The organism is Streptomyces sp. NPDC007164 (genome assembly GCF_040634135.1).
Classification (GTDB): domain Bacteria; phylum Actinomycetota; class Actinomycetes; order Streptomycetales; family Streptomycetaceae; genus Streptomyces; species Streptomyces sanglieri.
This window is the reverse complement of record NZ_JBEYFB010000055.1, coordinates 1-12,942: the sequence shown is the minus strand read 5'-3', so window position 1 is coordinate 12,942 and position 12,942 is coordinate 1. Positions and strand designations below refer to the sequence as shown.

The 12,942-nt window shown below is 72.9% G+C and carries 10 protein-coding genes and 2 pseudogenes; 6 read left to right on the top strand and 6 right to left on the bottom strand.

Translation table 11 applies throughout. The features are described 5' to 3' along the window. Positions 1–102: 102 nt before the first annotated feature. The 5 genes and pseudogenes from ABZ622_RS36375 to ABZ622_RS36355 form a co-directional block, all read right to left on the bottom strand. Positions 103–582: pseudogene (locus tag ABZ622_RS36375) on the bottom strand (SGNH/GDSL hydrolase family protein); the annotation flags it as partial. 282 nt (positions 583–864) lie between these two features. After that, positions 865–2,028: a glycosyltransferase gene (locus ABZ622_RS36370; protein WP_360550764.1), complete on the bottom strand. Its 1,164-nt coding sequence runs from the start codon at positions 2,026–2,028 to the stop codon at positions 865–867. Then, complete coding sequence (locus tag ABZ622_RS36365) at positions 2,025–3,176, bottom strand: glycosyltransferase family 1 protein (protein WP_360550762.1); 1,152 nt, start codon at positions 3,174–3,176, stop codon at positions 2,025–2,027. Before ABZ622_RS36365 ends, ABZ622_RS36370 begins: the two co-directional genes overlap by 4 nt. A gap of 148 nt (positions 3,177–3,324) precedes the next feature. Continuing rightward, on the bottom strand, positions 3,325–4,743 hold the full coding sequence (locus ABZ622_RS36360) for a HEAT repeat domain-containing protein (protein WP_360550760.1): 1,419 nt from the start codon (positions 4,741–4,743) through the stop codon (positions 3,325–3,327). A gap of 219 nt (positions 4,744–4,962) precedes the next feature. Further along, on the bottom strand, positions 4,963–5,355 hold the full coding sequence (locus ABZ622_RS36355) for an ankyrin repeat domain-containing protein (RefSeq protein WP_360550758.1): 393 nt from the start codon (positions 5,353–5,355) through the stop codon (positions 4,963–4,965). 314 nt (positions 5,356–5,669) lie between these two features. On the opposite strand from ABZ622_RS36355, the gene ABZ622_RS36350 reads away from it, so the two are divergent. Next, positions 5,670–5,864, top strand: coding sequence for a hypothetical protein (locus ABZ622_RS36350; RefSeq protein WP_018103962.1), 195 nt, complete (start codon positions 5,670–5,672; stop codon positions 5,862–5,864). 37 nt (positions 5,865–5,901) lie between these two features. Next, positions 5,902–7,512, top strand: coding sequence for a hypothetical protein (locus tag ABZ622_RS36345; RefSeq protein ID WP_360550756.1), 1,611 nt, complete (start codon positions 5,902–5,904; stop codon positions 7,510–7,512). A 74-nt stretch (positions 7,513–7,586) separates the two neighbouring features. On the opposite strand, the gene ABZ622_RS36340 is transcribed toward ABZ622_RS36345, so the two are convergent. Further along, positions 7,587–9,086 (bottom strand): PLP-dependent aminotransferase family protein, encoded by a 1,500-nt coding sequence (locus tag ABZ622_RS36340; RefSeq protein WP_360550754.1) that lies wholly within the window; start codon positions 9,084–9,086, stop codon positions 7,587–7,589. A 102-nt stretch (positions 9,087–9,188) separates the two neighbouring features. Between ABZ622_RS36340 and ABZ622_RS36335 the strand changes: the two are divergent. The 4 genes and pseudogenes from ABZ622_RS36335 to ABZ622_RS36320 form a co-directional block, all read left to right on the top strand. Beyond that, positions 9,189–9,794: pseudogene (locus ABZ622_RS36335) on the top strand (hypothetical protein); the annotation flags it as partial. Positions 9,795–10,036: 242 nt separating this feature from the next. Continuing rightward, the gene (locus tag ABZ622_RS36330) at positions 10,037–10,801 is read left to right on the top strand and encodes a glycerophosphodiester phosphodiesterase (protein WP_360550752.1); all 765 of its coding nucleotides are present in this window, start codon (positions 10,037–10,039) and stop codon (positions 10,799–10,801) included. A gap of 46 nt (positions 10,802–10,847) precedes the next feature. Beyond that, complete coding sequence (locus ABZ622_RS36325) at positions 10,848–12,221, top strand: MFS transporter (RefSeq protein WP_360550750.1); 1,374 nt, start codon at positions 10,848–10,850, stop codon at positions 12,219–12,221. A gap of 275 nt (positions 12,222–12,496) precedes the next feature. Beyond that, positions 12,497–12,871 (top strand): RNA polymerase-binding protein RbpA, encoded by a 375-nt coding sequence (locus ABZ622_RS36320; RefSeq protein WP_007262928.1) that lies wholly within the window; start codon positions 12,497–12,499, stop codon positions 12,869–12,871. The last annotated feature ends 71 nt before the right edge of the window (positions 12,872–12,942 follow it).

Below are 12,942 nucleotides of genomic sequence, written 5' to 3'. Positions count from 1 at the left end.
CCCCGGGCGGCCAGCAGCCGGTGGAAGCCCGCCGCGACCCGTACGGTGTCCGCGTTCGGCCGGGTGGAGCCGGTCGGGGCTCCACAGCGAGCGGTCCTCGACCCAGGCCCGGTCCGCCATGTGCAGATGGACTGCGCCGTAGCGTTCGGACAGGGCGTGGACCACGGCGTTCACCGCGGCCTGTCGCCGGGCCAGGGGTCTGCCCAGCGGTGCGGGGAGCCCGAGCACCGCGCCGGGGCCGGGCAGGCAGACGGTCAGGAGCACGGCGCCGCCCCCGGCCGGCAGTGCGCAGACCTCGTCCAGGCGCCGGGCGAGGAGCAGCAGGTCGAAGGTGCGGCGCAGGGTGTCGTTGACGCCGACGACGACGGAGGCGAGGTGCGGCCGGAACGCGGCTGCGGCCGCCGCCTGCCGGTCCCGGACGTCACCGGACTGCGCACCGCTCACGGCGAAGTTGCGGAACTCCACGCCCCGCCGTCCGTCCGCGACCCCCTCCGCGAGCAGCGCCGCCCAGCCCCGCAGGCCACCGGGGACGGGGTCGCCGACCCCTTCGGTGAACGAGTCCCCCAGCGCGGCGAACCGCACCGGGGACGGGTCCGGTGGTCCCGTCGCGCACAACTCGCGGGCGCCGCGCGGCACCGGGGCGGCCGTCGAGCCCGCCCCGGTCCGGCACACCCGCCGTGCCAGTGTCCCCCGGCCGGCCCACCAGGCCTGCCTCTCCCGGCAGACCCGCCACGCCTTCCTCCTCCGCCCCACCCGGCACACCCGCCACGCCTTCCTCCTCCGCCCCACCCGGCACACCCGCCACGCCTTCCTCCTCCGCCCCGCCCGGCACACCCGCCTCTCCCTGCGTACTCGCCCCGCCCGTCATGCCCGCACCTCGCGGATCCCGCCCCGGTCCGGCACCTCGTGGGCGGCCAGGAAGGCGGCCACCGAGCGGTCCCAGCCGAAGAGTTCGGCGCGTGCTCCGGCGGCGGCGCGGCGCTCGTCCGCCGGGCGGCCGAGCAGTTCGCGTACGGCGGCGGCGAACGCCTCGCCGGTGTCCTCGGCGGCCGCTCCGGCGCCGCCGATCACCTCCGGGAGCGCGAAGCTCGCGCTCACCACCACCGGGGTTCCGCACGCCAGTGCCTCCAGGGCCGACAGGCCGAACGTCTCGGCGGGACCGGGCGCCAGGCAGATGTCGGCCGCCGCCTGCAGATCGGCCAGGGTCTCCCGGTCCCGCACATGGCCCAGGAATTCGACCGGCAGCCGCTGTGCCCGCGCCCTGGCCTCCAGGCCCGCACGCAGCGGTCCGTCGCCCGCGACGACCAGCGCCGCCCGCACACCCCGACACCGCAGCGCGGCGAGGGTCTCCAGGGCCCGGCCGGGGCGCTTCTCGACCGAGAGCCGTGAACACAGCAGGATCAGCATGTCCCGGCCGTGCAGGTGCCTGACGCGCAGCACCGTGCTGCGGCGTTGCGGACGGCAGCGCCGCAGGTCCACGCCGAGCGGTGCCCGCACCACATTGCGGGCGCCGATGCGCCGGAACTCACGTTCCGCCCATTGCGTGGTGCAGACGATCCGGGTGTAGGCGTGGGCGCTGCGGGCGTTGAGGCGGTCGGCGGCGCGCCCGGCCGCACCGGCCGGGAGGCCCCAGGTGCGCAGCACTCCGTCGGCGGTCTCGTGGGAGACCATCACGGCGGGCACCCTGGCACGGCGCGCCCATTCGCCGGTCCAGCGCAGCGTGGTCCGGTCGGAGACCTCCAGCCGGTCGGGCCGCAACGTCTCCAGGAGGGGGCGGAGCCGGTTCCGGCCGGCCAGTACGCGGTAGCCGCCGCTGCCCGGCAGGACCGGTCCGGGGAGCGTGATCACCCGCCCCTGTTCCGTACGCTCGTCGCCGGGTCCGCTGCCGGGGACGACGAGTACGGGTTCGTGGCCGGCGGCGAGGTAGCCGCGGCCGAGTTCGTGCAGGGCGGTGCGCAGCCCGCCGGACGACGGGGTGATGAAGTTCGCCAGCCGGACGATGACCATTCGCTCTCCGCGGCCGTTCATGCCGCCACCGCCGTGCGGTCGCGGAGCACCTCGTCGTAGTGGTCCAGGAGTTGATCGCCCACCGCCTGCCAGGTCCGTCCCTCGACCGTGGCCCGGCCGGTGGCGCCGTAGGCGGCGGCGCGTGCGGGGTCGGCCGCGAGTGCGCCGACCGCGTCCGCCACGGCGCGGGCGTCGAGCGGGGGGACGAGCAGCCCGGTGCGCCCGTGGTCGACGAGGTCGAGCGGTCCGCCCGCCGCCGGGACGACCACCGGCAGTGCGCAGGCCATGGCCTCCTGCACCGTCTGGCAGAACGTCTCGTACGGTCCGGTGTGCACGAACACGTCCAGTGAGGCGAAGACCCGGGCGAGGTCGTCGCCGGTCCGGCGGCCGAGGAAGACCGCGCCGGGCAGGGCGGTCCGCAGCGAGGCTTCGCTGGGTCCGTCCCCGACGACCACGACCCGGACGCCGGGCATCGCGCAGGCCCCGGCGAGGAGTTCGACGTGCTTCTCGGGGGCGAGCCGCCCGACGTATCCGACGATCGTCTCGCCGCCGGGCGCGAGCCGGTGGCGCAGCGGCTCGTCCCGCAGCGCGGGCCGGAACCGTGCGGTGTCGACGCCTCGTGGCCAGAGCCGCACCCGGGGCACGCCGTGTCCGACGAGGTCGCGCAGGGCGGCGGTGGACGGGGCGAGGGTGCGGTCGGCTGCGCTGTGCACGGCGCGCATCCGGCGCCAGGCGGTGTTCTCGCCGGTGCCCAGGTAGGTGCGTGCGTAGCCGGCCAGATCGGTCTGGTAGACGGCCACGGCCGGCAGCCCGAGCCGGGCGGCGGCGGCCATACCCCGTGCGCCGAGCACGAACGGCCCGGCGAGATGGACGAGTTCGGCGCGGTGGGCGGTGAGTGCGGCGGTCAGCCGCCTGCCGGGGAGCGCGATCCGGACCTGTGGGTAGCCGGGCAGCGGGAGGGACGGGACGCGCACCACGGGGCAGGGGGCATCGGCTTCGGTGGTGTCGGAGGGGTCGCGGCGGGACGCGGTCGTCGTACCGGCCGGGGCCGGGGCCATGACGAGCGGCTCGTGGCCGCGGGCGACGAGATGACGGGCCGTCTGCAGGGTGCAGTGGGCCACGCCGTTGACATCGGGCGGGAAGGATTCGGTGACGATGACGACACGCATGCTCGTGTTGTCGCCACGCCGGGCGTGACCGGGCCGACTTGGATCTTTCCGCCCAGGGAACGTCCCATGAGCGTTTGAGCCGGGACGCGTGGCCCCGCCCGCCCGTTCGCGCCGCGCGCCCCCGACGCGCGTCGCTGTACCGTCCGGGTCAGGCCGCCGGGGTGTCGGGCCCGATCCTGCTGCGTACCGCCGTCTGCACCTCGGCCTCCTCGGCCGGGTCGGCGGCGAGGCGGCGGAGCCGTTCGGCGACCCTGATGTCGCCGGTCTCCGCGTGGAGTGCGGCGACCTCGCGGGTGGTCTCCTCGCAGTCCCACAGGCACTCGACGGCGAAGCCGGTGGCGAAGGAGGGGTCGGTGGCGGCCAGGGCGCGGGCCGCCCGGCCGCGCAGATGCGACGAGGACGTCTCCCGGTAGATGTGCCGCAGTACGGGAGCGGCACAGCCGATGCCCAGCCGTCCCGCGCCGTCGACGAGGGTCCACAGCCGTGGTGCGTCCGGTCCGTCGCCCCGTACGGCCTCGCGGAGTGCGCCGAGGACCAGGGAGGCGTCCTGGGCGCCGCCACGGCAGGCGAGCACCCCGGCCGCCGAGGCGCCGAGCGCGTCGGGCCGCCGGGCCCAGTTCCTGGCGCGGTCCACCGCCGCGTCGCCGCACATCCGCTCGAAGGCGGCGACGGCCGCGTCGGCGACGGTGCGCGAGGCGCTGACGGCTGCGGCCTCGATCAGGTCGAGCACGGCCGGGTCCCTGGCCTCGGCCAGGTAGTGCAGGGCGGCGCAGCGTGCGCCGTCGGGGCCGCTGCGGGCGGCCTCGACGATCGTGGGCCGGTCCTCGGGGCCCGCGACGGCGGTGAGACAGCGGGCGGCCGGCACATGGAGGGTGCTGCCGCGTTCGAGCCCCTGTTGGGCCCAGTCGAAGACCGCCTGGACGCTCCACCCCGGGCGGGGGCCGCCGGGGCGCATCTGGCGCTGCCAGCGGTCGAACGAGCCCTGTTCCGAGGCGGCTCGGATCCTGGTGCCGACCTCGTCGCGCGGGTCGTCCGCCCAGAGCCGCCAGGGGCGGGGCTCGTAGGCGTCCCGTACGGCGGCGGCCAGCTCTGCCGCGCCCTCCTCGGTGGCCGGGAAACGGCCGAGCACGGGTACGGCGAGGGAGCGGAGTCCCGCGTCGTCGTCGCGCAGGGCGAGTTCGTCGAGGGCCCAGGCCCAGTTGGCGCCGGTCGCGGCATACCGCCGCAGCAGGGCCAGGGCGTCGCCGCGTCCGTACGAGGCGAGGTGGCCGAGCACGGCGAGGGCCAGCCCGGTGCGCGAGTCGTCGGTGTCGAGGTGGTCGTCGGGATCGCACAGGTGCCGTTCGATCTCTTCGATGCCGCCGTCGAGGTCGAGATAGAGGCGTGCGTAGTAGAGGGAGCGGTTCTCCACCTGCCAGTCGTGACGCGGATCGCTCAGGACACAGTGGTTGAGAGCCGCCAGGGCCTCGGGGCGTGGTGCGGCGAGCGCGTGGAGCGTGCCGTCGCCACGGCCCCTCTGCAGCAGGCCGAGCAGGGTGCCGCTCGGCGCTATGAACGGATCAAACATGGAAAAAGCCTCACATCAAGCTGTCGACGCAACCGGGACTGTGCAGTTCCAAGTGCCGGGTGGGCACTACGCCGCGCAGCAACATGATCGGCCGACCGCCGTCTTCTGCTTGGTGTAGACCATCTTCCTCTGCCTCTCGTCGGTGGCCCGGAGCCGGGCCCGCGACGTCATGATGACCCAGCCATTTCGCCACCGCGACCACATTTACGGCGTACCCGGTCAGCGGGAACCGAAGAGTTCCAGCAGGTCGGCCTTGCCGAACATGCGGGCCGTGTCGACGGCGGAGGGCGTTCCGGCGGCCGGATCGGCCCCCGCGGAGAGCAGCGCCTCGACGACCCCGTCCTCGCCCTTGAAAACGGCCCCGGCGAGCGGCGTCTGGCCGCGGTCGTTGGCCCGGTCCGGGTCGGCGCCCCGGCCGACGAGCGCCGTGACCGCGGCGGCGTGACCGTGGTACGCGGCGAGCATCAGCAGCGAATCGCCCCGGTCGTTGGTGAGGTTCGCGGGGACACCCGCGTCGACGTACGCGGCGAGCGCCTCGGTCTCACCGCGGCGAGCGAGGTCGAAGACCTTCGTCGCCAGCTCGACCACCTCGGGATCGGGTGTTTCGCTCATCGGACGGACCGCCTTCCATCAACCGGTTTCACCGCTGTCGACCTGCCGGGGCGTACGCCGTGGGGGCCGTACGAGTGAATCGACAGGGTACTGCCCGGCCGGGCACATGACCCGGTCCACCCGTGGCAGAGGATCACGAATGGTGCGCCGGAACAGTACGCGACACCGGATGTACCGCCCCACCGGGACCGCACGGGCGGCCATTCAAGTGAAAATAATGACTTTTCACCCGAATGCAGCTTTTATCGTATGGATACTTCCGGTGAACCTGGAAGGACTCATGGTGACCGTCCCCCCAACCAGGAGAACCACTCATGATCCTGTCCATGTCAGGCGTCGTCATCCTCGGCATCATCGTCTTCCTGTTCTTCAGGAAGGACGGCCTCAAGGCCTCGCACGCCCTCGTCACCGCCCTGTTCGGCTTCTATCTGGCAGGCACCGCCATCGCACCGAGCATCACCGCAGGCGGCGCGAGTCTCGCCGGCCTCCTGGGCGGGATCAAGTTCTGACCCTCCGCGACCGCTCCCACCCCTTCAGGAGACCGACGTGGCCCGGCGACCACTCCCCCGCATTCTGAGCAGCGGCAGCGCTTCGATCACTCGCAGTCGCGAGTTCGCGCGCACGGCCGCCGACAACGCCACGGACGTCCTCCATCCGCTGATCACGATCACCCGTGGTCTGCGGCTGCTGGCCGCAGCCGGACGGCAGAAGTGGGCCGCGACGCCCAAGGACAGGCGTGGCCCCGCGCTGTTCATCGTCGCGGCCTGCGTCCTCGCGTTCGCACTCATGCCGTACGGGGGCCTGATCGCCCTGGTCACGGTGATGGGCGCCGCCGCCTGGGCGGGGCGGGAGCGGACCCCGGTGAAGACCGGCCCGGACGAGGCGGAGACCGCGCGGCTGCGGTCCCTGTACGAGGCGCTCGTGCCGTACTTCTCGGTGGCCGACGACCCAGGTCCGCTGTTCTGCCACGGCGGCGACTGGGAGAAGGCCTTCAGCGGCTACGAATTCGACGCCGACGGGCGGCTGACCCGCCTCCAGGTGACATATCCCGCCTATTTCACCGACAGCGAGGCCGCCTCCCGGGCCCGGATCGAGCAGCTGCTGCACGCCAAGTCCGGACGCGGCCGCGAGTACCACTTCGCCTGGGACGAGGAGGGCAACCAGCTCGTCATGAGCGTCCTCGGCGCCCTGCCCACCTCGATCGGCGCCCAGCGGTTCGTCACCGCCCCCGGCGAGACCGTACTGGGCTTCACCGACGGCGACGCGGTGCAGCGCACGGTCCCGGTGCACGACGGCGACGCCACCCGCGACGCCTCCCCGGTCGTCTGGCGGACCGGCGCCCGCTCCACCGAACCCCATCTGCTGGTGATCGGGCAGCCCGGCAGCGGCACCACCACCCTGCTGCGCTCCATCGCCCTCCAGGCGCTCCAGCACGGCGACATCCTGATCGTCGACGGCAGCGGAACCGGCGAGTACGCGTTCCTGACCGGGCGCGACGGCGTGCTGGCCGTGGAGTGCGGGCCGGCCGGCGCACTGGCCACCCTGGAGTGGGCCGCCCACGAGACGGAGCGGCGGCTGATCGCCACGAACCGGGCCCGGCAGTCCGGCCATCCCGTGCCGCAGGACACCAAGCGCCCGCTGTGGATCCTGCTGGACCGCCCCAGCGCCCTCGGCCACCTGGCCGCCGTCGACGGCGGAGCGGATCCCCAGGAGCTGCTCCAGGTGCCGCTGCGGCACGGCCGGGCGGCCAATGTCATCGTCGTCCTGTCCGACCAGTTCGACGGCCTGGACACCCTCGGCGAGACCGTACGCACGCACTGCCGGGCCCGGGTGGTGCTCGGCCACTGCTCCCGGGAACATGCGGAGTCGGTCCTCGGCACCGAGCCGCACACCACCCCCGCCCCCGACGTCCCGCCCGGCCGCGGCTACGCCCGGCTCGGCACCGCTCCGGTGCTCCGGCTCCAGGTTCCGGCCACGCCCGATCCGTACGACGAGGCGACCGGCGAGGCACAGCGGCAGGCGGTGCTCGGGCTGCTCCCCGAGCGGCAGGCACCGGTCGGGGCGGCCGTGCCGGACGGGACGGGCGTCCCCGAGCCGGCGCCGCCGCGCACCGTGACCGCGGCCGTGGCCGTCGAGGGCCTGACGCTCGGCGACTGATCGGAGCGGCACAAAGGGGTGCGGGGTGACCGACCGGTCACCCCGCACCCCTTTCTGTCCCGCCGGGCGCCGGATCAGGCGACGAACGTACGCGGCGCCTCGATCCCCGCGCCCGCCCCCGAGCCGACCAGCTGCGCCGCCGCCGCGAGCCGTACCGCCGCCTCGTCCGCGACCGGACCCGAGACCGTGAACGGCAGCCGTACGTACCCCTCGAAGGCGCCGTCGACCCCGAACCGGGGGCCGGACGGAACCCGGACCCCGACCCGCTCCCCGGCCACCGCCAGCCGGGAGCCGGAGAGGCCGCCGGTCCGCACCCAGAGCGTCAGGCCGCCGCACGGCACCGAGAACTCCCAGTCGGGCAGCTCCCGGCGGACCGCGGCGACGAGCGCGTCCCGGTTCTCCCGCGCCTGGTCGCGCCGGACCTGCACGGCCTCCTCCCAGCCGCCGGTGCGCATCAGCCAGTTCACGGCGAGCTGTTCGAGGACCGGCGTGCCCATGTCGGCGTAGGCGCGGGCGGCCACCAGACTGCGGATCACGTCCGGGGCGGCGCGCACCCAGCCGATCCGCATGCCCGCCCAGAATGCCTTGCTCGCCGATCCGACGGTGATCACGGTGGAGCCCGCCGGATCGAAGGCGCAGACCCGGCGCGGCATCCGTACGTCGGGGTCGAGGCAGAGCTCGTTCATGGTCTCGTCGACGACCAGGACCGTGCCGGCGGAGCGGGCCGCGTCCACCAGCTCGCGCCGCTGGTCCTCGCCGGCCAGCGCGCCGGTGGGATTGTGGAAGTCGGCGACGACATAGGCGAGCCGCGGTGCCGCGTCCCGGAGCACCTGGCGCCACCGGTTCATGTCCCAGCCGCCGAGCCCCTCCTCCATCGCCACCGGCACCAGCCGGGCGCCCGCTTCCCGCATCAGCTGCAGGATGTTGGCGTAGCTCGGGGACTCCACCGCGATCCGCTCGCCCCGGCCCGCGAAGAGGTGGCAGATCGCGTCGATCGCCCCCATCGCCCCGGTGGTGACCATGATCTGTTCGGGCATGGTCGGGATGCCGCGTCCGGTGTAGCGGTCGGCGATCATCTGCCGCAACGCGGGCAGTCCCGCCGGGTAGTCGCCGTGGGTGTGGGCGTACGGCGCGAGCTCCTCGATGGCGCCCTGGACCGCCCGGGTCAGCCACGGTTCGGGGGCGGGCAGCGAGGCGCAGCCCAGGTCGATCATCGAGCCGAGCGACTCCGGGGGCAGCGGCTCCAGGCCGCGTGCGGGCAACGGGTTCCCGGCGGGCACCGCGGTCCAGCTGCCGGCTCCCCGGCGGGACTCCAGGAACCCCTCGGTCCGCAGCGCCTCGTACGCGGCGGCGACGGTGGTGCGGCTGACGGAGAGGGCGAGCGCCAGTTCACGTTCGGCGGGGAGCCTGGCGGCGACGGGCACCCGGCCTTCGAGGACGAGCAGACGGACCCCGTCGGCCAGCGCACGATAGGCGGGCGGCCGGCGGGCACCCGGTCCGGCGGGCCGGGGCTGCTGGGCCCGGAGCTGCCGGGCGAGCTGGGCCGCGCCCACTGCCGAAGTCCACTGAGCCATGGAAATCAGTCCACCTTCCTCGGATTGGCCATAGTTGGCAGCCAATCCCCTGCCACAGAGTGACATGCGGCAGTCCACTTCCACCACACCAGGGGGCACCCCTTGTCCATCGCAGCCGTCCCTCGCGGGGCGCACCTCACCCGACGGCTGATCCAGCTGTACGTCGGTCTCGCGCTCTACGGGGCGAGTTCGGCGCTGCTGGTCCGCGCCGGTCTGGGGCTCGAACCCTGGGGCGTACTGCATCAGGGGCTCGCCGAGCGCACCGGTCTGTCCATCGGGGTCGTCGCGATCATCGTCGGCGCCGCCGTGCTTCTGCTGTGGATCCCGATCAGGCAGCGTCCGGGCCTCGGCACGGTCTCCAATGTCTTCGCCATAGGCATAGCCATGGACGGCACGCTCGCCCTCGTGCCCGACGTGCACGGCCTCACCGCCCGGATCGCCGTGATGATCGCGGGGATCCTGGTCAACGGCGTCGCCACCGGGCTGTACATCGCGGCACGGTTCGGCCCCGGTCCGCGTGACGGGCTCATGACCGGGCTGCATCTGCGTACCGGCCGCTCCATCCGGCTGGTGCGGACGCTGATCGAGGTGGCGGTCGTGGCGACCGGCTTCGCACTCGGCGGCTCCCTCGGGGCGGGCACGGTCGTGTACGCACTGGCCATCGGCCCGCTCGCCCAGTTCTTCCTGCGTTTCTTCGCGGTCGGCGGGAAGCCGGCCACGGAGGCGGGGACCGACGCCGAAGTCACGGAGACCGGAGCCGACGCCGAAGTCACGAAGGCCGGGGCCGACGCCGAAGTCACGAAGGCCGGGGCCGACGCCGAAGTCAGGGAGACCCGGACCGGGACCGGCGCCGAAGACGCAGCCGGGGAGAGCGCCGACGTCGCGCCCGCGCCGGACAACGGCGGTACCACCGTCGCCGCCCGGACACCGGAGCAGGCCATACTTCCGCAGTGACCTCAGTACGCCACCCCTATCTGGACCATCCCGCAACGATCCCCTTCGCCCATCGCGGCGGTGCGGCGGACGGGATCGAGAACACCACGGCCGCGTTCCGCCGGGCCTCCGACGCCGGGTACCGCTACTTCGAGACCGATGTGCACACCACGTCGGACGGCCGTCTGGTCGCCTTCCACGACGCCACCCTGGACCGGGTGACGGACGCCCGCGGCCGGATAGCCGAGCTGCCGTGGAGCGAGGTGCGGCAGGCCCGGGTGGCGGGCCGGGAACCGCTGCCGCTCTTCGAGGAGCTGCTGGAGACGTTCCCCGGTGCCCGCTGGAACGTCGACATCAAGGCCGGGCCCGCCCTGGTCCCGCTGGTCGAGCTGATCAGCCGGACGAACGCCTGGGACCGGGTGTGCGTCGGCTCCTTCTCGGAGACCCGGGTCGCCAGGGCGCACCGGCTGGCGGGCCCCCGGCTCGCCACCTCCTACGGCGTCCGGGGCGTGCTGGGCCTGCGGCTGCGCTCGTATGGAATACCGGCGGCGCTGCGGGCCGGCGCGGTCTGCGCGCAGGTGCCGGAGAGCCAGAACGGCGTCCGGGTGGTCGACCGGCGCTTCGTGCGCGAGGCCCACTCGCGCGGGCTCCAGGTGCACGTCTGGACGGTGAACGAACCGGAGCGGATGGCCGCGCTCCTCGACCTCGGTGTGGATGGCATCATGACCGATCACATCGAGACGCTGCGCACGGTGTTGAGCGGGCGGGGAGCCTGGGCCTGATGCCGGTCGTGCGACGTCTTCACGGGGAGAGACGAGGGGGTGCGGGTTGAGCGCCGAGACCGCGGAAACCGCTGGGCCGACGGAACCGACAGCGGATGCCGGCGAGGCCGCGAGCCGCAGACGCGAACAACGCGGCTGGTATTTCTACGACTTCGCCTGCTCCGTCTATTCGACGAGCGTCCTGACGGTCTTCATCGGCCCCTATCTCACCTCGACGGCCAAGGCGGCCGCCGACGCCGACGGCTTCGTGCACCCGCTCGGCATCCCGGTCCGCGCCGGATCGCTGTTCGCCTACGCGGTCTCGGTGTCGGTGGTGGTCGCGGTGATCCTGATGCCGATCGTGGGCGCCGCCGCGGACCGTACGGGGCGCAAGAAGCCGCTGCTGGCGGCCGCCGCCTACACAGGAGCCGTCGCGACCGCGGGCATGTTCTTCCTGGACGGCGACCGCTATCTGCTGGGCGCCTTCCTCCTGATCGTGGCGAACGCCGCGATCTCGGTGTCGATGGTGCTCTACAACGCGTACCTGCCGCAGATCGCCGGACCGGAGGAGCGGGACGCGGTCTCCTCGCGCGGCTGGGCCTTCGGATACACCTCGGGCGCCTTCGTACTGATCCTGAACCTGGTCCTGTACACGGGCCACGACTCCTTCGGCCTGTCCGAGTCCGACTCGGTACGGATCTGTCTCGCCTCGGCGGGCCTGTGGTGGGGTGCCTTCACGATCGTGCCGCTGCGCAGGCTGCGCGACCGGAACGTGGCACCGGACGGCGAGGGGGCCGTCGGTTCGGGGTGGCGGCAGCTGATGGCCACCCTGCGCGACATGCGCCGCCATCCACTGACGCTGTCCTTCCTGCTGGCGTACCTGATCTACAACGACGGCGTGCAGACGGTGATCTCGCAGGCCTCGGTGTACGGCTCGGAGGAGCTGGACCTCGACCAGACGACGCTGATCACGGCGGTGCTGCTGGTGCAGATACTCGCGGTGGCCGGAGCCCTGGGGATGGGCCGGCTGGCCCGGGTGTACGGCGCGAAGCGCACGATCCTCGGTTCGCTCGTCGTCTGGACGCTGATCCTCGTCGCCGGGTATTTCCTCCCCTCCGGGGCGCCGGTCTTCTTCTACGCGCTGGCGTCGGCGATCGGCCTGGTGCTGGGCGGCAGCCAGGCGCTGTCGCGCTCGCTCTTCTCCCATCTGGTGCCGCGCGGCAAGGAGGCCGAGTACTTCTCCGCGTACGAGATGAGCGACCGTGGACTGAGCTGGCTGGGGCCGCTGGTGTTCGGGCTCGCGTACCAGCTGACCGGCAGCTACCGGGACGCGATCATCTCGTTGGTGATCTTCTTCGTGGTCGGTTCCGTACTGCTCGCGAGGGTGCCCGTCCGGCGGGCCGTGGCGGCCGCGGGCAATCCCGTTCCGGAACGGATTTAGACGTTGAAGTGAAAGGCCGGTAGTGTACGCCTTTGGCCTGCCCGGAGGACCGTTACTGCGAGCGGAAGAAGCCGAACTGTTGGGTGACAACTTCCGCCAGATGTGACAAACCGGGCATCGCTGGGTACTTGAAACCCTGGGAAACCTGAAAAAGCAGCGGCACGACGGGCGACGCATGACCGGCAACGGGAATCTTTACCGCCGACCGGACGTTGACCGGATGACGACGACAGCGACACCTGTCCTGTGGGCGACAAGCCCGGGAGGCACGATTCATGAGTGAGCGAGCTCTCCGCGGCACGCGACTCGTGGTTACCAGCTACGAGACGGACCGCGGCATCGATCTGGCCCCGCGCCAGGCGGTGGAGTACGCATGCCAGAACGGACATCGATTTGAGATGCCGTTCTCGGTAGAGGCGGAAATTCCGCCGGAGTGGGAGTGCAAGGCGTGCGGCGCCATGGCACTCCTGGTGGACGGGGATGGCCCCGAGGAGAAGAAGGGCAAGCCTGCGCGTACGCACTGGGACATGCTCATGGAACGGCGCACACGCGAGGAGCTTGAGGAAGTGCTCGCCGAGAGGCTGGCGGTTCTGCGCTCCGGAGCCATGAACATCGCCGTACACCCGCGGGACAGCAGGAAGTCTGCCTGACCGCGTAACAACACCCGAGTACGACAGAGCCGCGGGCGGGGGGCGGGCGAGGGTGTGAGAAGTCCGCTCGC

Coding starts and splice junctions, on each gene's coding strand:
- ABZ622_RS36370 (WP_360550764.1), bottom strand. CDS start 2,028: ATGAACGGCCGCGGAGAGCGAATGGTCATCGTCCGGCTGGCGAACTTC.
- ABZ622_RS36365 (WP_360550762.1), bottom strand. CDS start 3,176: ATGCGTGTCGTCATCGTCACCGAATCCTTCCCGCCCGATGTCAACGGC.
- ABZ622_RS36360 (WP_360550760.1), bottom strand. CDS start 4,743: ATGTTTGATCCGTTCATAGCGCCGAGCGGCACCCTGCTCGGCCTGCTG.
- ABZ622_RS36355 (WP_360550758.1), bottom strand. CDS start 5,355: ATGAGCGAAACACCCGATCCCGAGGTGGTCGAGCTGGCGACGAAGGTC.
- ABZ622_RS36350 (WP_018103962.1), top strand. CDS start 5,670: ATGATCCTGTCCATGTCAGGCGTCGTCATCCTCGGCATCATCGTCTTC.
- ABZ622_RS36340 (WP_360550754.1), bottom strand. CDS start 9,086: ATGGCTCAGTGGACTTCGGCAGTGGGCGCGGCCCAGCTCGCCCGGCAG.
- ABZ622_RS36320 (WP_007262928.1), top strand. CDS start 12,497: ATGAGTGAGCGAGCTCTCCGCGGCACGCGACTCGTGGTTACCAGCTAC.